At 62.9% G+C, this 19,251-nt stretch carries 14 protein-coding genes; 5 read left to right on the plus strand and 9 right to left on the minus strand.

Features of this window, described 5'->3' with window-relative positions; genetic code table 11:
- Positions 1-11: 11 nt before the first annotated feature.
- Positions 12-3,191 (plus strand): CusA/CzcA family heavy metal efflux RND transporter, encoded by a 3,180-nt coding sequence (locus tag FFS21_RS24725; protein ID WP_137927345.1) that lies wholly within the window; start codon positions 12-14, stop codon positions 3,189-3,191.
- A gap of 10 nt (positions 3,192-3,201) precedes the next feature.
- On the opposite strand, the gene FFS21_RS24730 is transcribed toward FFS21_RS24725, so the two are convergent.
- The 6 genes from FFS21_RS24730 to FFS21_RS24755 all read right to left on the minus strand — a co-directional run bounded on the left by FFS21_RS24730 (position 3,202) and on the right by FFS21_RS24755 (position 9,790).
- Positions 3,202-3,927: an anti-sigma factor gene (locus FFS21_RS24730; RefSeq protein ID WP_137927346.1), complete on the minus strand. Its 726-nt coding sequence runs from the start codon at positions 3,925-3,927 to the stop codon at positions 3,202-3,204.
- The gene (locus tag FFS21_RS24735) at positions 3,924-4,502 is read right to left on the minus strand and encodes a sigma-70 family RNA polymerase sigma factor (protein WP_137927347.1); all 579 of its coding nucleotides are present in this window, start codon (positions 4,500-4,502) and stop codon (positions 3,924-3,926) included. The genes FFS21_RS24730 and FFS21_RS24735 overlap by 4 nt, the downstream gene beginning before the upstream one ends.
- An 85-nt stretch (positions 4,503-4,587) precedes the next feature.
- On the minus strand, positions 4,588-5,133 hold the full coding sequence (locus FFS21_RS24740; protein ID WP_137927348.1) for a DUF3455 domain-containing protein: 546 nt from the start codon (positions 5,131-5,133) through the stop codon (positions 4,588-4,590).
- 105 nt (positions 5,134-5,238) lie between these two features.
- Positions 5,239-6,204, minus strand: coding sequence for a DUF6708 domain-containing protein (locus FFS21_RS24745; protein WP_137927349.1), 966 nt, complete (start codon positions 6,202-6,204; stop codon positions 5,239-5,241).
- Positions 6,204-8,867, minus strand: a complete 2,664-nt coding sequence (locus FFS21_RS24750; protein WP_137927350.1) for a T6SS effector BTH_I2691 family protein — start codon at positions 8,865-8,867, stop codon at positions 6,204-6,206. The genes FFS21_RS24745 and FFS21_RS24750 overlap by 1 nt, the downstream gene beginning before the upstream one ends.
- A 2-nt stretch (positions 8,868-8,869) precedes the next feature.
- Complete coding sequence (locus FFS21_RS24755; protein ID WP_137927351.1) at positions 8,870-9,790, minus strand: DUF4123 domain-containing protein; 921 nt, start codon at positions 9,788-9,790, stop codon at positions 8,870-8,872.
- 487 nt (positions 9,791-10,277) lie between these two features.
- Here FFS21_RS24755 and FFS21_RS24760 point away from each other — a divergent pair, with 487 nt between their 5' ends.
- The gene (locus tag FFS21_RS24760; protein WP_137927352.1) at positions 10,278-11,204 is read left to right on the plus strand and encodes a hypothetical protein; all 927 of its coding nucleotides are present in this window, start codon (positions 10,278-10,280) and stop codon (positions 11,202-11,204) included.
- Between the two features lie 137 nt (positions 11,205-11,341).
- Here FFS21_RS24760 and FFS21_RS24765 read toward each other — a convergent pair whose 3' ends face one another.
- The 3 genes from FFS21_RS24765 to FFS21_RS24775 form a co-directional block, all read right to left on the minus strand.
- Positions 11,342-11,842, minus strand: coding sequence for a hypothetical protein (locus FFS21_RS24765; RefSeq protein WP_137927353.1), 501 nt, complete (start codon positions 11,840-11,842; stop codon positions 11,342-11,344).
- Positions 11,843-11,921: 79 nt separating this feature from the next.
- Positions 11,922-13,520, minus strand: coding sequence for a GMC family oxidoreductase (locus FFS21_RS24770; RefSeq protein ID WP_137927354.1), 1,599 nt, complete (start codon positions 13,518-13,520; stop codon positions 11,922-11,924).
- The gene (locus tag FFS21_RS24775; protein WP_137927355.1) at positions 13,517-15,487 is read right to left on the minus strand and encodes a preprotein translocase subunit YajC; all 1,971 of its coding nucleotides are present in this window, start codon (positions 15,485-15,487) and stop codon (positions 13,517-13,519) included. The genes FFS21_RS24770 and FFS21_RS24775 overlap by 4 nt, the downstream gene beginning before the upstream one ends.
- Positions 15,488-15,628: 141 nt before the next feature.
- Between FFS21_RS24775 and FFS21_RS24780 the strand changes: the two genes are divergently transcribed.
- From FFS21_RS24780 to FFS21_RS24790, 3 genes are read left to right on the plus strand one after another with little or no spacing between them, the layout of a single operon-like run.
- Positions 15,629-18,043 (plus strand): xanthine dehydrogenase family protein molybdopterin-binding subunit, encoded by a 2,415-nt coding sequence (locus FFS21_RS24780; RefSeq protein WP_137927356.1) that lies wholly within the window; start codon positions 15,629-15,631, stop codon positions 18,041-18,043.
- Complete coding sequence (locus FFS21_RS24785) at positions 18,025-18,480, plus strand: (2Fe-2S)-binding protein (protein ID WP_137927357.1); 456 nt, start codon at positions 18,025-18,027, stop codon at positions 18,478-18,480. Before FFS21_RS24780 ends, FFS21_RS24785 begins: the two co-directional genes overlap by 19 nt.
- A 19-nt stretch (positions 18,481-18,499) precedes the next feature.
- The gene (locus tag FFS21_RS24790) at positions 18,500-19,171 is read left to right on the plus strand and encodes a dihydrofolate reductase family protein (protein ID WP_137927358.1); all 672 of its coding nucleotides are present in this window, start codon (positions 18,500-18,502) and stop codon (positions 19,169-19,171) included.
- The last annotated feature ends 80 nt before the right edge of the window (positions 19,172-19,251 follow it).

Genomic DNA, 19,251 nt, shown 5'->3' on the forward strand with positions numbered 1-19,251 from the left:
GGGAGCACGCCATGTTCGAACGTCTGATCCGGTTCGCCATCGAGCAGCGATGGCTGGTGTTGCTGGCCGTGCTTGCCATGGCCGCGCTCGGTGTCTACAACTATTCGCGCCTGCCCATCGATGCGGTGCCCGACATCACCAATGTGCAGGTGCAGATCAACACCTCGGCCCCTGGATATTCCCCGCTGGAGACCGAGCAGCGCGTGACGTATCCGCTCGAAACCGTGATGGCCGGCCTGCCAGGGTTGCAGCAGACGCGTTCGCTGTCGCGCTACGGGCTGTCGCAGATCACGGTGATCTTCAAGGATGGCTCGGATGTCCACTTCGCGCGGCAGTTGGTCAACCAGCGGCTGCAGGAGGCAAAGGGTAACCTGCCACCGGGCGTGGTGCCGGCGATGGGCCCCATCTCTACGGGCCTTGGGGAAATCTATCTGTGGACTGTGGAAGCCGATGAAGGCGCGCGCAAGGCGGACGGCACGCGCTACACGCTCGCCGATCTGCGCGAGCTGCAGGACTGGGTGGTGCGCCCGCAATTGCGTACCGTGCCGGGTGTTACCGAAATCAACACGATTGGCGGCTTCGACAAGCAGTACCTCGTGGCCCCAAGCCTTGAGCGTCTGGCGTCGTATGGGCTGACGCTCGGCGATGTGGTGACCGCGCTGGAGCGCAACAACGACAACGTTGGTGCGGGCTATATCGAGCGACGGGGCGAGCAGTATCTGGTGCGTGCGCCGGGCCAGGTGAAATCGGAAGACGATATCCGCAACGTGATCGTTGGCACGGCACAGGGCCAGCCGATCCGCATCCGCGATATCGGCAACGTCGAAATCGGCCGCGAACTGCGTACGGGCGCGGCCACCGACAACGGCAGGGAAGTGGTGCTCGGTACGGTGTTCATGCTGATCGGCGAGAACAGCCGCGCAGTGTCGCGGGCGGTGGACGAGCGCGTGGCATCCATCAACCGCACGATGCCGGACGGTGTGCAGATCGTGACGGTGTATGACCGCACCAAGCTGGTGGACAAGGCCATTGCCACGGTCAAGAACAACCTGCTCGAAGGCGCGGTGCTGGTCATCGTGATCCTGTTCCTGTTCCTCGGCAATGTGCGCGCGGCGCTGATTACGGCGCTCGTCATTCCGCTGTCGATGCTGTTCACGTTCACGGGCATGGTGCACTACCGCATCAGTGCGAACCTGATGAGTCTTGGCGCGCTCGATTTCGGGATCATCGTGGACGGCGCGGTCGTGATCGTGGAAAACTGCGTGCGGCGGCTCGCGCACGCACAAGGGGTGCAAGGCAGACCGCTCACACGGTCCGAGCGATTCGAGGAAGTGTTCGCCGCTGCGCGCGAGGCGCGTCGTCCGCTGCTGTACGGTCAGTTGATCATCATGATCGTCTACCTGCCGATCTTCGCGCTGACGGGCGTGGAAGGAAAGATGTTCCATCCGATGGCCTTCACGGTGGTGCTGGCGCTGCTCGGCGCGATGATTCTCTCGGTCACGTTCGTGCCGGCTGCGGTGGCGCTGTTCATCGGCAATCGCGTGGCGGAGAAAGAGAACCGGCTCATGCTGTGGGCGAAGGCGCGCTATGCACCGCTGCTGGAGCGCTCGCTGGCGAATGCGCCGGTGGTACTGACGCTCGCCGGTGTATCGGTGGTGTTCTGTCTGGCAATTGCCACGCGGCTCGGCAGCGAGTTCATCCCCAACCTCAATGAGGGCGACATGGCGATTCAGGCGCTGCGCATTCCGGCCACGAGCCTGACGCAATCGGTCGAGATGCAGAAGACCATCGAAACCACGCTGAAAGCGAAATTCCCGGAGATCGAACGCATCTTTGCACGCACGGGTACGGCGGAAATTGCATCCGACCCGATGCCGCCGAATATCTCCGACGGCTACGTCATGCTCAAGCCGGAGAAGGATTGGCCAAAGCCGAAGAAGACGCACGCCGAGCTGCTGGCCGCCATCCGCGAGGAAGCGGGCAAGATTCCGGGCAATGCGTACGAGTTCTCGCAGCCGATCCAGCTTCGCTTCAACGAGTTGCTCTCGGGCGTGCGTTCCGATGTGGCTGTGAAGATCTTCGGCGACGACAACGCGGTGCTCGACGAGACCGCGAAGAAGGTGGCGACGGTGCTGCAAGGTATAGCAGGCGCACAGGAGGTCAAGGTGGAGCAAACCACCGGGCTGCCGATGTTGACCGTGAACATCGACCGCGACAAGGCCGCGCGCTACGGCTTGAACATGAGCGATGTGCAGGACGCCGTGGCAGTCGGCATCGGCGGACGCGAAGCGGGTCTGTTCTTCCAGGGGGATCGACGCTTCAATATCGTCGTGCGATTGCCGGAGGCAGTGCGTGCCGACATCGAAGCGCTGCGCAGGTTGCCGATCCCGCTGCCGAAGGGTAGCGCAGCCGATGCCCGCACCACGTTTATTCCGCTGAGCGAGATTGCGACGCTCGACATGGCGCCAGGCCCCAACCAGATTTCGCGCGAGGACGGCAAGCGCCGGATCGTGGTCAGTGCAAACGTGCGCGGCCGGGATATCGGCTCGTTCGTGCCGGAAGCAGAGAGCGCGATCCAGAGTCAGGTCAAGCTGCCAGCCGGGTACTGGACCACGTGGGGCGGCACTTTCGAGCAACTGCAGTCTGCGAAACAGCGTCTGCAGGTGGTGGTGCCCGTGGCGCTGCTGCTGGTGTTTATCCTGCTGTTCGCGATGTTCAACAACCTCAAGGATGGCCTGCTCGTGTTCACGGGTATTCCGTTCGCGTTGACGGGCGGCATTCTTGCGCTGTGGCTGCGCGGCATTCCGTTGTCGATCTCGGCGGCGGTGGGCTTTATCGCGCTATGCGGGGTTGCCGTGCTGAACGGACTGGTGATGTTGTCGTTCATCCGCTCGTTGCGTGAGGATGGACACAGTCTCGACGATGCGGTGCGTACCGGCGCGCTGACGCGACTGCGCCCTGTGCTGATGACCGCGCTCGTGGCATCGCTGGGATTTGTGCCGATGGCGATTGCCACGGGAACCGGGGCCGAGGTGCAACGTCCGTTGGCGACCGTAGTGATCGGCGGCATCCTGTCCTCAACCGCGCTGACGTTGCTGGTGCTGCCAGTGCTATATCGACTGGTTCATCGAAAGGAAGCCGGCAGCACCGCTATCGCACAGGCTGCCCCATCGGTGCCGGAAACCGCGTGAGCGGGCGCGATCAACCGACCCGGATCGCGCGGCCGATATAGAGAATGGGTCCGGTGGGTCGTCCGGTCGGTGATCCGGCGGGCGGCTCCAGCGTGATCTCGAACAACTGGTTTGGCTGCAGTGGCGGCAACTTGTTGATCGGGATCTCCAGCCGCTGGCCGGGACGTACAAGTCCCAGCGATACCGGCCCCGCCCAATCGTCGGCCTTGGTCCAGAACTGCAGGCTGCGCCCACTCGGCGCGGCTTGCGATGACAGTGAAACCAGCGACAACGTGCGGTCGGACGACGCCTGGATCAGCCAGCCCGGCGTCTTGTCGCGCGGCTCGGCGAGCACCACGACATAGCGCGGACCCGCAGGCGCCAGGACTTGCGAGCCCAGCAAGACGCCCAACACCACCGCACACGCGGATGCCCCAAGCGCGAGACCGCGCCACACGGCCAGTGTGCTCCACCAGTTTTCTGTCTTGTCTTTTTTGATCGAGCGAAGTCCGACGCTGGCCGCGATGCGATGCCACAGCGCAGCGGAAGGCTGCACCGGCTCGGCAAGCGCGGTAAGCGGATGCATGCGGCTTTCCCATTCGCGCACCCTTGCGGCGAATCCGGCATCGGCGCGCATGCGCTGTTCCACGTCCTCGCGTTGCGATTGGGAGAGTGTGCCGATCACGTACTCGGCGGCAAGCTGGTCCAGCGCATCGTCTGGCTCTCGGTCGTCGGGACCGGGTGTGCCGGCACTCATTGCATGCACTCCTTTAGCGCGCGCAGGCCGCGTCGAATCCACGCCTTGACGCTGCCAAGCGGCGCGCCCAGGCGGGTGGCAACTTCCGCATGCGAGCAACCATCGAGATAGGCCAGCAGGATGCTCTCGCGCTTTGGTGGGTCGAGCTGGGTCAGGCAATCACCGAGACGACCCGCCAGCACGCGCTGCTCCGCCGCATCGATCTCGTCGCCGTACGCTGCCAGTGCTGCCTCGGCATCGAGCGCCTCTGCGGTGTCCTCATCGACCGTTACGGTGCGCAAGCGACTGCGCACCACGTTCAGGGCCTCGTGCCGTACGATCGAGAACAGCCACCCGCGCGCCTCGCCCCGGTTGCCGTCGAAGCTGCCGGCGGCGTTCCAGATTTTCAGGAAGGCATCGTGCAGGACATCCTCGGCCGTCTGCCGATCCCTGACGATGCGCAACGCCACGCCCAGCAGATAGGGCGAGGCGTGATCGTAGAGGCGGCGCAGCGCCCCCGCATCACGCTTCGCGCAACCGGCAAGGGCGCCCGCGTAATCGAACAAATCCTGAATGCGAGGCGCAGCGGTGTCCAAATTGGCGTCCTGGGTCTGCCCCTTTGTCACGAGGCGATGGGCGCATCATAGCCGCCCAACGCACGTTTCAGGCGCCCGGCCGATTTCAGGACGCTTTCCAGAACAGATAGTCGGCCTGATAACCCACGGTCTGCTTCGCCCCGACATTGGCGCTGGAGCACGGCATGCTCGGCGCCACACCACCCTTCGTGGCGACGCGCTGAATGAACGTGACCCCCATCATGCTGCCCGCGCCCATCGCCGGATTGGCCTTGACCAGTTGATGCGGAATGTTCCCGTCACCGCCCGGCGCCGTGGCGACCTGCGTAGCAGTGACCTTCGACCCATCGCTCGATTCCCACGTAGCCGGCGGCCCGTAGTACTTGCCAACCGTCGCGCCGCCACGATCCTTCAGCACGGCAGTGGGACCGACGAAAACCCATTCGTGTTCGGCCTGGGTGTTGGCTTTCACACGGCATTCATAGAGCAACTGACCGCTGCCAACGGTCTGCATGGCCATCTTGTTGCCAGCCGGCACTCGAATGGCTTCCGCCACAGGCGCGGGTGGCGTCATCGACATATTGCCGCTGTTGGAAGCGCAGGCGGAGAGGAGTACTGCGGCGGAGGCGGAGAAGAATACGCTGCGAATCATGGTGGACTCCCGGTAGGGTAAAGCGCATCGAAGGATGCAAACCTCGGGGTTTGCATAGGCTCTACACGGGAGGGGGTGGTTTGGATGCAGGGGGAGGGGAAACCCTTAGGGCGTTCGCGAGCAGATGATCTGCAAATCCCCTTTCTCGATCCCGGCGAACTCGATCTCGGGCGGGAACTTTGGCTCCACGCAGAGCAGCATGGCAATCCAGTGTAGTGCGGCACGCGCGAGATCAATCGGTGCAAGGCAAGGCAGCAAGATCCACCACAATGGACCGCCATGCAACAGCCGCTCGGGATATAGGTAGAAGATTTCCAGAAGCGACATATGTGGCCACACGCCTTTCCATAATCGAAATCGAGGTGTTGGCACCGTGTTGGGTCCTTCCTCCATATAGCGGCGGATGTATTCCCACCAGGCGCGGCCACGCGCAGCGTTGCCTGCGGCACGGCCCACGAAAATCAGGCCACGCGCTTGCGCGGCTTCCATGTCGACCCAGCCCATGATCAGCCGACCGCTGCTTTTCTCTGGCTCGTGGTCGTCCAGCGTCGCGATGACATCGTCCCAGTCGTAGGTGTTGATGCCACCGGCATGAGGGGGCTGATGGACATACACCTTTCGAGTGACGCGATGAAAGCGGATGAGCGTGCGACGGGTGGTGAAGTAATCTTTGCGGAGTAGGGGGAGGGCAAGCCGTTTGACCGCCCATACCACTGCGCTGAGCAGAAAAATCATGAGAACTAGAACGAACAAGGTCGCTCCTCGACTGGCGACGACATCCCCCGATTCCGTAACTCCTTTTACAAGGCTTACCGCTAGGATGCGTACCCCATCGCTCAAAAAGCCGATCACTCCAAGCGGAATAACAGAAACCGCGAAACCAAACATCCCACGCTGGGCCTCGAACTGCCCGCACACTTCCAGATAGGTATCGTTCTTCTTGAATACCGATGCATTGGCAATCGGACGCTCTGCAGCACGCTCCTCGTGTGGCATCGCTCCGGTATCCAGACTGGTATCGACGTCGGGGGCGTCCTTCAAGCCGATCGCAATGATTTCCTCGACCAGCATCACTGACTCCTCGGCGCCGCGTGCGGCATCAAAGGCCTGCCGATCCGCTCCCCCTTCCTGTTGTGAGGGATCAGCGCCTGCATTGCCTTCTGAAACTCATTATCCTCCTGGTCCCAATTTTCGTAAGGGTTGCCAGCCCTCTTGTCATGGACCATGGTTCCCAAGAGTCCTCGATAAGTCTCGGTTGGCTTGCGAAAATAGCATCGGGTCAACCATACCTGCATCGGATCATCTCGTATTCTCATGAGCATCAGATCGCTCAATTGATATCCGATTAGCAACCAGCCAAAGAAGCCAGACAGTGCTTCGGCTGCGGTACGTAGTGCCACACCGGCAAGGACGCGATGTGCTATTGGCCGTAAGGCATGTGCGGTAATATTTTGACCCCATCCCATGAAAGTATTCCCAAACAACCTCGGCCCCGCGATCTTGCCTATCCTTTCCAACAACGGTCCACTGTAGAGTGCTCCGACATATATCGAGCCAACTGCCGCGGCAGCGGCCAAGACGCCCTTCGTACCCAAAGCAAGGCCAGCGAACACTCGACCATCGCTAAACGCTTGGTGCATGTCCTCAAACGCCTCCACCGCCATCAGCCCCGCCGCCATCCCCCCGAGCATCCCGTTGGTCAGCGACAGATGCTGGATCCACGCCGAGCCGTTGCGCACCACCTTCATCAGATTCGCGCTCGTGATGGCAACCGCTGCGGAAGTTGCAGCCATGGCGGCGTACAACTCCCGGCGCTCGCGTGTATTTAGACCCTTGCCCGACGCGGCGCGCAACTTGTTGCCGAGGTTCCAGAGTTCGATCAACGCCAGCACTGCCCCAAGGCGTGCTGCCCCGAGGTTGGTGTTCTTCGGATCAAGATTCGCTGCCTTGAGCTTCTGATGCATACGATTCGCTTCGTCGTAGTGGACGCCTGGATTGGAGCCGTAGCTGGCATTGAACACACCAATCACCATATCCGTCATTCCCTGCATGAATGCGTGGGCGCCGCCGCGCAGGTACAGCAGGAACGCGTAGAACTTGGTGATGGCACCATTGAGTGGTTGGATGGCGGCCTGACCGATGGTGCAACAGAGTTGGGCGCCAGCGACGAACTTGGCCGCTACACCGCCCATACCCGGTGGAAGCCTGCCGCGATCCGCCAACGCGGCAATGCTCCCGGCCTTGTCGAACGTCCCCACAATATTCGCTACCATCGTTTGCAGGTGAGCGGTGTCGATATCGGACTTTCCCTGCAGACTCTTCGCGATTCGCCTGAAGTCCTCCGTGGCAGCCTGCTGGTTGAACAGGAGTTGGCGATTGATCAGATTGCCGCGCCTGATCTCCATATCCGTGGCCCACGCTCGCAGCAGCGCCTGCCCGCCCTTGGATATCCCCATGCCATAAGTACACAGCGACACCTGATACGCGAACAGCACGCCGCCATTCACATCGTTCTTGCCATACCAATCCAGGGCGTCAAGCAGCGCGGAGCTGGTTATCCACGATTTCAGGTCAGTAAAGCGCTTTTCCGCATCCGCGAACTTCGAGCCGAGCTGATTGTTGAACTGTGAGATCAATCTGGCACGCGCCGCTTCGTCATAGCGGGACTCGTAGCGCGCCCAGTCATCCTTTCGCGCGTTCTGTTCCCAGGCTTGCGGATTCTTCTTCCACTGCAGATAGGCGGGGTTGGGGGCCACCGTGGCAGTGATCGGGTCATAATCGGCGCTGCCGGGAGGCACCACCCGTTGGGTGAGGATATGGTTCTTGAATCCTTCGATACGAAACGAAGTCTGCAATGCCCATTCCTGCGGTTTGATAACCGCTTCGATGTCTTCCTCGACCGCGCGCATCGAGCGGTTCAATTCCTGCGCGATGCCGACGGGGTCCCACAGCACCACGGCCGGTGACTTTGTTTCTTCCAGCCTTTTGATCAGGTTCGTGAGGCGCTGGCCGTGTGCGTCGAAGTCAGGCGCGTCCACCCCAGGTCCACCCATCAGGGGATAGAGCTGGCGATTGATCTGAACCTGTCCTTTTCGTCGCAGTGCGTTTGCCGCGATGTCGCCAGCGTCGACTTCATTCAGCTTGAACTCGGCCACCCATTGCGTCAGTTCGCTTGCTCGCAGCGTGTGAACCTGCCCGTTCCATCCCTTCGGGGACAGGGTCTGCATGCCGAGCCGGTCCCTGGCGCGCTGTTCGAGCATGGCAGCCGGCACGATATCGGGCGAGAACAGCATGTGGATGGCCGAGACTTCCTCGATCCGGTCAATCGAGACCAGAGAGGCGCCAACACCATCGGTGGCCAGATCGCACGTGAATGGCACCTGCGCCGGCGATGGAAAGCCGATCGGGAACTGCGCCAGCATGCCGCCGGGGGTGACGGCGTAGCCCTGCCATTGCGGACCACGCTTTCGTTCGACCAGCACGTACAGGTAGCCCTCACGCAGCAGGCGTACGGCGTAGCGCGACTCGCCCACGGTCTTGTCCGTGACATTTGCGCCCAGTGTCGACGCCAGGTCAGGCCATTGGCTGGCCGGAGCATTGCACACCACGGCATAGCGCAGTGGCAGGAATGTGTACCCCTTGGGCTTGCAGAATCGGCAATGCTTCCTGCCGCCCATCTGACCGGGCAACACCGATTCTTCCATGAGTTCGGAGATATTTTCGGGCGTGGTCATGTTTATGGCGCCGGACGACCAAAGCGCTGGGCGATGTCTTGCCAGACATCGTTAGATAACGACTTCAGTGCTTCCAACAACGTGGTTTTCTGGCTGTTGCAATCCGCTATTGCCGCTATCACCTCGGGATGCTGATCGAAGTCCCTTGAGAACAGAAAGGCGAACAAGGCAAACGTGATGGCATCTTCCAGGGAAGTCAGCCCATGTCGGGCCGCGCGGACGAGCAATACGTCCACGTCTGCCTGCTTGTCCGCAGGCAGTGGTACGCCCTTGTGTTTCTCGATAATGTCGATCGTCCGATTGAGTGCACCGATGCGATCGATTGACGCCCATTGCTCTGCCGTTGCGGATATGGATGCCGAGACGCCATGACGCGGTGGCTGGGTCTGCAAGTTTGCAAACGTTCCGGCGCGATCCATGGCAAACCAGTATTCGACGGGGCCAAGCAACTTTGACCGTTGGCCGGCGTCAAGGATCGCGTTCAAGCGGGGCAACACACGCGGATCGTAGTAGCGGAGGCATACCGGCTCCCGTCTCGCGTTACGCTGCTGCATGGCGGTAACGAGATGGGATGACAGGTCCAATGGCGTGACGCGAGAAAAAAGCCATCCGCAAATCGCAGTGTTGGGGATGGCAATGTCTTGCGGGTCGTCGACGGCGCCGGCGCATATCAGGGAGTCCTCCAGCACGTCGTCCCGCGATGCGTCGAGCAAGAACAATCGAGGACTTGTCAGCGCACTGTCGCGAGCCGGTCGGTATGGGAGTATCCACTGCTTATCGGAGGGAACACGCTCGGCCCAGTACGCAAGAGGCGTGCTTCCAGCCAGCGGATCTACGACAAGATAGACGTGCCCGAAGTCTTCCAGGTCACGCAGGTTGCGGAATGTTCCGAGTACGTTGGAGGCGAGGTTCATCGTATTCATTGTTTGACCTCCTCGGCGCTGCCTTGCGCAAGAGGGCCATGACCTGAAGTGCCGCACGCCCTTCCAAAGCGGTAGCCAGCGCCAGATGACACCGCCCAGTGCGGGGTCGCAGGTGGTGTCGTTATCCCGCCAGTTCCGCGCGCAACCTGTTCCTTCGCCATGTTCCGAGACCTCCGTTCGTCGGATGAGTATTCGGCGTCAAACCTGTTCCAGTGACGCCCATCCCACCACTCGCGGGGTCGCACCTTACGCCGAATTCCATGTGCTGAGAACGGTCCATTTGCCGTGTTAGCAGCCGCTGATCAAGGAAACTGCAAAATCAATTTTTGGCGATGACCTGTTTGCAGAAAACGTGGCTCCCCTAGCCCGGTTTAGCCCCCCTGCCTACCATCCACAGGTCTATTCAATCTTCTGACTGGTACCCGGCGTGTGATTCGTTGTCTACCCTGTGGGTCTCGTCAGGGGGATCGAGAACAAGGAGCGCGCCGTGAAGACCATTGCCGGGCCGTTGGCCGCCTGCATGCTTGTCTTGGGTTGCAGCACATCGACGCCGAAGCCGGGGCCGATGCCCGATACGCAGAGTGGCAAGCCCAAGCGGGCCGCGCAGGGTTGGGTGGGAGCGCATCGGGACTGGATGTCCGACAAGGAACTGGCGGCGATCTTGTCGCAGGCCGAGTATCGCCAGGTGCGGGAATTGCTGGCATCGCCGCAGTGTGTCGAACCGGCGCCGAGGTCTGCCGGCAAAGGGGCCAGTGCGGCGGGGGCCTTTCTCGCTTCGGCATCGCGCGATGTCATCGACACGACAGCCGCGCGCAGCGGGTCGGCATCCGCACCTGCACAGCGCGAGGGGCTGGATGCTAGCAGCGTCGATGTGGGATTCTCCGCCGCAGGATTCCGGGGGATACGTTGCGTGGTCTTCGCGCGGTATGCCGTCGGTGATGCGCCGTCGCGTCCCGGACTGCTGGCCGTGCTCGGTATCGAGCAACGGTTCGATGAAGGCAAGTTCACCGATTACTTCCGCTTCCGGCCGCTCTACGTACGCGCTGGCAATACGATTGCGCGGACTGCGGGTGCCGATCCGAAGATCACGGTGTCCTTCGCACTGGTGGCACGCCAACTCGTGGTGAGCAGCGCGGGCGCGGCGACGTTTGCCGAGCTCGGCGCCGCTACGGTGTCCGTGTCGCGCGTGGCGGTGGGTGGCGACGCTGCGGCATGTGGTGCGGCGCCGTGCTTTGGCATGTCGGCACCCATTCCCGTGCCGGTGGCGCGTGGCACTGTGGTACTTGCGATCGGTGTCAGCGAAGCGGGCGATGCCGGCGCGGATATCGATCAGTCCGCTGCGGAGCAGGCGGCGGTCAGGGCTGCGCTTGGTCCGGCCATGCCGGTGTTACCGGGACGCAAGCCGGTGAAATGATGCGCGAAGCGGCGTCGCATAGGGGGAATCGGGACGATTGAGGGCTTGCAGGAAGCTGATGGAATTTGAGCGGCTTGGCCCTCTCCCCCGGCCCCTCTCCCGCAATGCGGGAGAGGGGAGAAAACCAACAGCACCGTCTAACCCCGGATCTTCCCGAAGCCACCTTCGGCCCAGCGCGCCGCGCTGTCGCGGGTCAACTTGAAATCTGGCCGGACGGTTGTCGTGCCGAGCGTATCGCCGAAGCGGTTGGTGGCCGTCAGTGTGCCGAACGGCTCGAATTCATCGGGGGTGATAACGAGCCGCACTTCCAGGGTGTCGGATTCGTGTTCGATCGTCACCTGTTTGTTGAGCTGGCCGTGCAGTTGCTGTTCGTGGCGGCGAATCACTTCGCTCGCCGTCTTGACCAGTGTCTGGTGCGCGGTGGCGTCGAGTGGCTTGGGGTCCACCTTGTTGCGGCCCATCGTCCACGGCCCGACGAGCGCGGGTTCGGCGCTGCCGTCGCGGATCATCTCTACGGCCCAGCCGTCGCCATCTTCGTTCTTGATGACCCGTGCGGTCCATCCCTTGTCGCGCCAGAGCCGGGGTTCGTGGATGCGGGAGGCGTCGTCCTCCGCGGCCATCGTGTCACTGTGATCCATTGAGCTTGCCACCTGTCCATGCCGATGCATTCTGCGAGGCGACGAATTTTAACGCAGACCGCTGCCGACCTCACCCGCCTCAGCGCGATTCGCGCAGGAGCAGCGCTACGCTCCGCTCTGCCAGCGCAGCGATAGTGCGCGAGGGGTTGAGCCCGAGCGGGCGCGGCACGATGGCGCCATCCATCACGTAGAGGCCGGCGTAGCCGAATACGCGACCCTGTGCATCCACCACGCCGTCGTCGATATGGCTTCCCATATTGCAGCCGCCCAGCGGATGCGGCGTGATGAGGTTGTGCAGCAGCCGCCAGGTAGGCGGCACCCACGGATCGCCGCCCGTGGCATGCGACAGACGCGTATGCGCTGCAATCATCGATTCGATGACGGCTTCCGAGGCGCGGTATGACCACTGCATGTCGAGCGTGTGGCGCCATGGCGCATACCACTTGCGGCACAGCCGCAGTTGACCATCGCCAGGGTCAACGGCCTGGCCGAACCACGGCATCATGTGTTCGAGCGGATCGCCATCGTCAATCAGTCCGCCGATCTCCTTCCACAACATGCGTAGCTTTCCACGCGGCAAACGTCGCAGCCGGCGACGAATGTAGTTGCCGGCGAGATTCGGAATGCCGCCGTCTTCCACGAATAGCGACTGGCCACCGGGACCACTGCGGTCGAGCAGGTCGATCACGGCAGAGATGGTGACGCCATGGGCGGGGGACACCATCCGTTGGTCGTAGAACGCCGGTGTCACGAAATCGCCATTGTGCGCCCAGCCGTGGCCAAGGCGCCGGGAGAGCGCGGGCAGCGTGCGATGTTCGTCCCGGCAACGCAGCAGCAGTTCGGTGCTGCCGATGGAGCCAGCGGCGAGAATGACACGCGTGGCAGTGGCCTCGCCCGGTTCCCGGCGTTCTCGGTCCACGTCGATCCTGTCGAAGCGTACGCGCCAGCCTTGCGCCAGCGGCTCGATACGGTTGACCACATGCAGCGGCCGGATTTCCGCGCCGTGGTCCACCGCCACCGCCAGGTAGTTGAGATCGAGCGTGTTCTTGGCCGAGACCTGGCACCCCACGTCGCAGTTGCCGCAATGCACGCATGTTCCTTGCCATCGGCCATGCCGGTTCAGGAATCGTTCGGAATGACGATCACTGCGCGCATCGTGCAAATCGGCGCGCCAGTGCGGAGAGAACGTGACGGCCAGCGGCAGCTTGCGAAAACGTTCGCCCCAGCCGCTGGCCTCGGCACCTTCGCGCAGCAGCAACGCGCGCTCGCTGAGCTGATCGTCGGGAACGGTTGCGACATCGAGCATCGCGCCCACGGTGTCGTAGTAGTCCTTGAGCGATGCGTAAGTGATATCTAGGGGCCAGCCTTGCGCGAAGGTGTCCGGGGACGCCTCCACCGAAACGTTCGCGTAGATCAGCGACCCGCCACCGACCCCAGCGCCGGCAATCACCCACACGTCGTCGAACGCGCGGATATCGGCCCATCCGTTGAATCGGTGCGGCCGTCGCTGGCTCCACAACCACGGGTCGTGTTCGTCGCGCGGATAGGTAGCAGGCGTCCACGCCCTGCCGCGTTCGAGCACCAATACCTTGCGCCCGGCCAGCGCCAATCGACAGGCGGACACCGCGCCCCCGAAGCCGCTGCCAATGACGATCGCATCGTAGGTGCCGGCATTCATGGCGATGTCCGTTGTGGATGCCGATGCACGACGATGGGCGCCTCGATGCGCTGTATCGCCATCGGCGGTGGCGTCTCACCACTGGCGGGAACGAAGCGCGGACCCCGCGCGTCAGGATTCGCACGCAGTCGCCACGTGTGGCCAAATTTCCGCAATGCCTGCACACCTTGGCCGAGCGACCAGCGACGGCAAACCGATTCGAGCTTGAGCGGATGAATGGTCAGCGTGTCCGCATCGAAGCGCATCCGAAGCAGGCACTTGTAGTCGTCGATGCCCTGCGATGAAAACACTTCCTCCATGTGCAGGCCCCATAGCCGATTGGCCAGCACCATCCAGATGCCGAACAGCAGGCCGCCCAACAGGCCACCCACGAACAAGATCTCGATCAGCAGCAACGGCACCAGTCGCCAGTCGGCGGCATGGATGCCGAAGTGATGCACGTTGATGCGCGTGAACACCCACAGCAGCGCGAAGGCGAGTGCGACATGCAGCAAACCGTGCAAGGCACCGGCGAGTCCGTCCAGCGAAAAGAGCCCCTTCGGGCCCCGCGTCGCCAGGGCGGCAAAGAACGCGACGATGGCGAGGATGAACAGCACCGATGACGGACTGCGTGCCAGCGCCCGCAGCAACAATCGCCAGACATCGGGAGTCTGCGCGAAGCCGACCTCCACCTGCGAGAGTGCCGCCATCAGTCCGCCGCTACCGATCATCGAGCCTGCCGGGGGCGTGGCGCTGTGCAGTATCCAGTCGAGCAGGAAATACAGCAGCGCCACCAGTGCGCAGAAGCTGGCGTTGCGCGCGGGCAGTTGCCACGCACGATCGCGCAGACGACGTGAGGTGGCCTTGTCCGGATAGACCGAATCGGCCAGGCGATAGTGTTGCCGCGTGGCGCCGATGGAAATCGAGGAAGGCGTCTCCGGCAACTGATGCGTGCCATGCAGGAACGCGCCACCCCCGCCACAGGTAAAACGTTCGGGGCCATCGGTGCCGGTGCGCGGCGTGTAGCGCGCGTAGTGATGCATGTCACCGGCAAGAACCACAGCCAGATGGTCACCGAGCAAGAGCTCGATGCGGCTCAGGCTCCGGAAGCGGGGCGTGCGGGTTTCCATGGTCGGCAGTGTGCGACGTTGCGAACGTGCGACGCGCTGCATCTCGTCGATCCAGCTCGGCTCGGGCGTGCATAGCACCACGCGATCACCAGGGGCAAGCTTTGCATGCATCCCCCTGAAATACTCGTACTGCTGCCGGTCGATTTCGGATTCGAGTTGCAGGTCCAGGCCCCAGATCCACCATCCATGCGGCAATTGCAGGACGTAGTAGCTCGTCCGCTGGGCCGTGCGCCATCCGCCGATGGGTTCCCCGATGCAGAACAACTGGGCAAAGCCGCGCAGGCCGTCATACCAGTCATGGTTGCCAGGCGTGGCCACCATCAACGGCGCATCGGGTACGACGATGGGGATTTCGCTGTTGGCCGTGGCGTCCGCTGGGACGGGCGCGGGAAACGCGGCGCGGAACGGATCGAGAAAGCGGGTGCGATAGCCGCTGTTGGCCGGCGTGGGATAGACCTGATCGCCGCCAAGCAGCAGCACCCCGGCGCGTGGCAGGGCCTGGTTCTCGCCTTGCAGATGCACGGGTTGGCTCACGCACAGCGCCATCGAATAGGTAGAGTGCCAGCCGTCGCCGGTATCCGCGAGATAGTCGACCCAGGTGGCGCCATCGCTGCCCGCGCTAACTTGCATGGTTGGGTTCGACACGGCGGGATTGAGCGCGGCCTGTACGGCGCGCGCATCGGCAAATGCGCCAATGATTTGCGCCACGGCCACGCGGACCGCCGTCATGAGCAACTGAAGTGGACTCAGCCAGTTGACCATGGGCTCGTGCGTGTAAAGCTCGATGCGGCCCGTGATGGAAGATGCCGTATCCGCTGGCACCGCCGGCGTCGGGTCGTGCGGCGTTGCTTCAGGCATGAAATGGCGCCTCGCGATCATCGATAACATCACCTAATATAGGTGATCGAAAGACACGATCATTCCGATTTGCAAATCGGAGACACATAGGCAGGGTTCCGGGGACTTTGGGGTCAAACGCGGGGGGAGGCTGAGAACTTCATGCTCAGTCGTAGAACCTTTCTGATCGGCGGCGCGGGGGTTGCTGCCGCAGGCACGCTGGCGGTGGGCTGGGCGTTGTTTCGTCCCGACCATCGGCTGGAAAGCCGCACCGCGCCCGCTGGATCGTCCGATACGCAGATACCGCTGAACGGCTGGGTCATCATCGGCACGGATAACCGTGTAACGGTGGTGATGAGCAAGGCCGAGATGGGGCAGGGCATCCACACTGGTGCGGCCATGCTGCTGGCCGAGGAACTCGATGCGGACTGGACCCAGGTACGCGTGGTGCAATCCCCCATCGACCGCATCTATATCAACCGCGAAAACATCGTCAACGGACTGCCCTATCGCGATGACGATCCGCGCGAGCATGTGGAGTTCATTCGCGACTTCGCGCGTCGTACCACGCGTTACTTTGGCTCGATGGTGACCGGTGGGTCCACCAGCATCCAGGACCTGTGGATGCCGATGCGCGAAGCCGGGGCATCGGCCCGCGCGATGCTTTGCACGGCGGCGGCGAACCTGTGGGGCGTGCCGGTGGAAGCATGCGTAGCCAAGGCCGGTGTCGTGTCGCACGCCGCGTCGAAACGATCCGCCACGTTCGGTCAGCTTGTGCCGTTGGCACGCGATTTGTCACAGCCGTATTCGCCTACGCTCAAGACGCCGGCAGCCTACGTGTTGATCGGCACGAGTCCGAAGCGGATCGAAGGCAAGGCCAAGCTCGATGGCAGCCTGCGTTTCGGTATCGATATCGGTCCCGCCGATCTGCCGAGAAAGACGGAAGGGGGCCAACCCGTCGACTTGCTGTATGCCAGCGTGTTGATGTGTCCGACGCTCGGCGGTGGCCCCAAGTCACGCGATGTGTCGATCAAGGATGTGAAGGGCGTGCATGGCTGCTTTGTGGTCGATGGCTACAACGGTGGCACGGCCGGTGTGGCCGTAATTGCGGATAACCCGTTCATCGCCATGCGCGCACTATGCAATCTGCCAGTGGAATGGGACCACGGCGAGGCGGCGAAACTCAACACTGCCGACATCATGCAGACGCTGGAGCGCGCCATCGACGACACATCGCGCGTGACTTACTACGAGGCGGGCGATGCGGATGCAGCACTGAAACGCGGCAAGGTGCTGCAGATGCGCTATACCGTGCCCTACCTCGCGCATGGTGCATTGGAGCCGATCAACTGCACGGCGCTGGTGGACGGTGGGCACGCCACGGTGTGGGTCTCCACGCAGGTGCCACAGGCCGCGCGCAAGGCGGTGGCGGATGCGTTGGGAATCGGCGTGAACGACGTGACCGTGCATCAGGCGTATCTCGGCGGGGCCTTCGGCCGGCGCCTTGAAGTCGACTACGTGGCGCAGGCCGCCGTCATTGCCGCGCAGATGAAAGGCCGTGCCGTGCAGACGATATGGTCGCGGCCACAGGACATGACGCACGATTTCTATCGCCCTGCGTGCGTGGCGAAGTTCAGCGGATCGCTCGATGCCGAGGGCAACCTTGCGGCATGGCATGCGGTGTCGGCCAGCCAGTCCGTGACCGAACAGGTGCTGCCGCGTACGTACGGCGTACCGGAATTCCTTGCACGCCATATGCCCGATGGCACGATGGCCGAAGGCGGCTTTGACATCCCGTACGAATGCCCGAACGTGAGCGTCGCGCACACGCGTGTGGATCTGCCGATTCCCGTGGGCTACTGGCGCTCGGTCGGACATTCGCACCAGGCGTTTTTCGTGGAAAGCTTTCTCGACGAGATGGCGGCGGCAGCAGGCAAGGACCCGATCGATTTTCGCTTGGCGCTGCTCGGCAAGCCTGAACATCGGCGGCATGCGGCGGTGTTGCGCGCGCTGATCGATTTCGCGGGCTGGCGACAACCGCGCAAGTGGAAGGATCGATCCGGCACGGAGTTCGCGCGCGGCATGGCGATGCACGTATCGTTCGACAGCATCGTGGCGCAGGTGGCGGAGGTACGCCGCGAGACGGCCAGCGAGGGGAGCGCCGGATTTCGTGTGACGCGCGTGTTCTGCGTGGTGGACTGCGGGCTGGCGATTCATCCGGACATGGTGGTGCAGCAGATGGAGAGTGGCATCGTCTTCGGACTCTCGGCGGCGCTGCAGCAGGCGGTGACGATTCGCAACGGACAGGTGGAGCAGCACTATTTCAGCGAGGTGCCGTTGATCGATATCGAGACATGTCCGGAGATCCGCACGCGCGTCATGACCGGCACTGGCAACCTGCCGCATGGTGTGGGTGAGGCCGGGACGCCTCCCATCGCCCCGGCTGTCGCAAACGCGGTGGCGCTGCTGACCAGCAAACGTCCATACAGTCTGCCGTTGACGGCACCGCCGGCATTGCCGGAAGCCGAGCGCACGCAGGAAGGAGACAGGTGGTGCCAATGGTGCAAGTCACTCTGAACGGCAAGACCGTCACGGTCAACTCGGCACCCGATACGCCGCTGCTGTGGGTGTTGCGCTGCGAACTGGGTCTGACGGGTACGAAGTTTGGATGCGGCGTGGGCATCTGCGGCGCGTGTACCGTGCTGGTGGGCAAGGAACCCAAGCCGGCATGCCGCGAACTGGTCAAGGGCATCAACAATGCGCGCGTGACGACGATCGAAGGACTCGACGGCCCCGTCGCCGATGCGTTGCGCAAGGCATGGATCGCATGCGATGTGGTGCAGTGCGGCTACTGTCAGAGTGCGCAGTTGATTGCGGCAGCGGCGTTGCTGACGCGGCGGCGCGCACCGAGCGACGCCGACATCAATGCTGCGATGAAGGACATTGCGTGCCGCTGCGGCACGTTCCCGCGCATCCGGCGCGCGATCCATATGGCGGCCAGTGCGCTGCGATGAATGTGAACGGAGACAACGAATGAGAAAACTGATCGCTTCCACCTTCGTATCGCTCGACGGCGTCATGCAGGCGCCGGGCGGTCCCGAGGAAGATCCCACCGGCGGATTCGCGCACGGCGGCTGGACCTTTCCGTACTGGGACGAGGTGATGGGGCGCTCGATGAAGGGCCTCGACGGCAAGGACCGTGAGCTGGTGCTGGGACGCCGCACCTACGAGATCTTCGACGGCTACTGGCCTTATCAGCCCGCAGATAGCGAGATCGCGCAAACGCTCAATGCGGCGAGAAAGCACGTGGCATCGCGCACGTTGAAACAGGTCACGTGGAATAACTCGACGCTGCTGGGCGACGACGTGCCCAAGGCGGTGGCCGCGCTGAAGGCGCAGGCGGGACAGGACCTGCAGATCATCGGCAGCGGCAACCTGATTCAGACGCTGCAGGCTGCGGCACTGATCGACGAGTACAACGTGTGGACCTTCCCCGTGGTGCTCGGCCGCGGCAAGCGGTTGTTCGAATCGGACGTGCGGCCGGAGGGATTGAAACTCGTTGACTCGCTGCACTCCACCACCGGCGTCGTGCTCAGTACCTATGTGCCGGTGGGTGAAGTGCCGGTAGGCACGTTCGAGACGATCGAACCGAGCGAGAAGGAACAGGCGCGACGGAAGCGGATGGCGGGTGGGGCGAATTGGTAGAGCAAGCGAGCTCGCAGCATATGACTGACCTTTCTCCCCTCTCCCGCGCGCGGGAGAGGGGAGAAAGGTCAGTCATATGC

The sequence above is a fragment of the Cupriavidus sp. 2SB genome (assembly GCF_005503625.1).
Taxonomy (GTDB): domain Bacteria; phylum Pseudomonadota; class Gammaproteobacteria; order Burkholderiales; family Burkholderiaceae; genus Cupriavidus.

Coding starts and splice junctions, on each gene's coding strand:
- FFS21_RS24745 (WP_137927349.1), bottom strand. CDS start 6,204: ATGCTGGTCGAGGAAATCATTGCGATCGGCTTGAAGGACGCCCCCGAC.
- FFS21_RS24785 (WP_137927357.1), top strand. CDS start 18,025: ATGGTGCAAGTCACTCTGAACGGCAAGACCGTCACGGTCAACTCGGCA.
- FFS21_RS24775 (WP_137927355.1), bottom strand. CDS start 15,487: ATGCCTGAAGCAACGCCGCACGACCCGACGCCGGCGGTGCCAGCGGAT.
- FFS21_RS24790 (WP_137927358.1), top strand. CDS start 18,500: ATGAGAAAACTGATCGCTTCCACCTTCGTATCGCTCGACGGCGTCATG.
- FFS21_RS24770 (WP_137927354.1), bottom strand. CDS start 13,520: ATGAATGCCGGCACCTACGATGCGATCGTCATTGGCAGCGGCTTCGGG.
- FFS21_RS24765 (WP_137927353.1), bottom strand. CDS start 11,842: ATGGATCACAGTGACACGATGGCCGCGGAGGACGACGCCTCCCGCATC.
- FFS21_RS24725 (WP_137927345.1), top strand. CDS start 12: ATGTTCGAACGTCTGATCCGGTTCGCCATCGAGCAGCGATGGCTGGTG.
- FFS21_RS24750 (WP_137927350.1), bottom strand. CDS start 8,867: ATGACCACGCCCGAAAATATCTCCGAACTCATGGAAGAATCGGTGTTG.
- FFS21_RS24740 (WP_137927348.1), bottom strand. CDS start 5,133: ATGATTCGCAGCGTATTCTTCTCCGCCTCCGCCGCAGTACTCCTCTCC.
- FFS21_RS24755 (WP_137927351.1), bottom strand. CDS start 9,790: ATGAATACGATGAACCTCGCCTCCAACGTACTCGGAACATTCCGCAAC.
- FFS21_RS24780 (WP_137927356.1), top strand. CDS start 15,629: ATGCTCAGTCGTAGAACCTTTCTGATCGGCGGCGCGGGGGTTGCTGCC.
- FFS21_RS24730 (WP_137927346.1), bottom strand. CDS start 3,927: ATGAGTGCCGGCACACCCGGTCCCGACGACCGAGAGCCAGACGATGCG.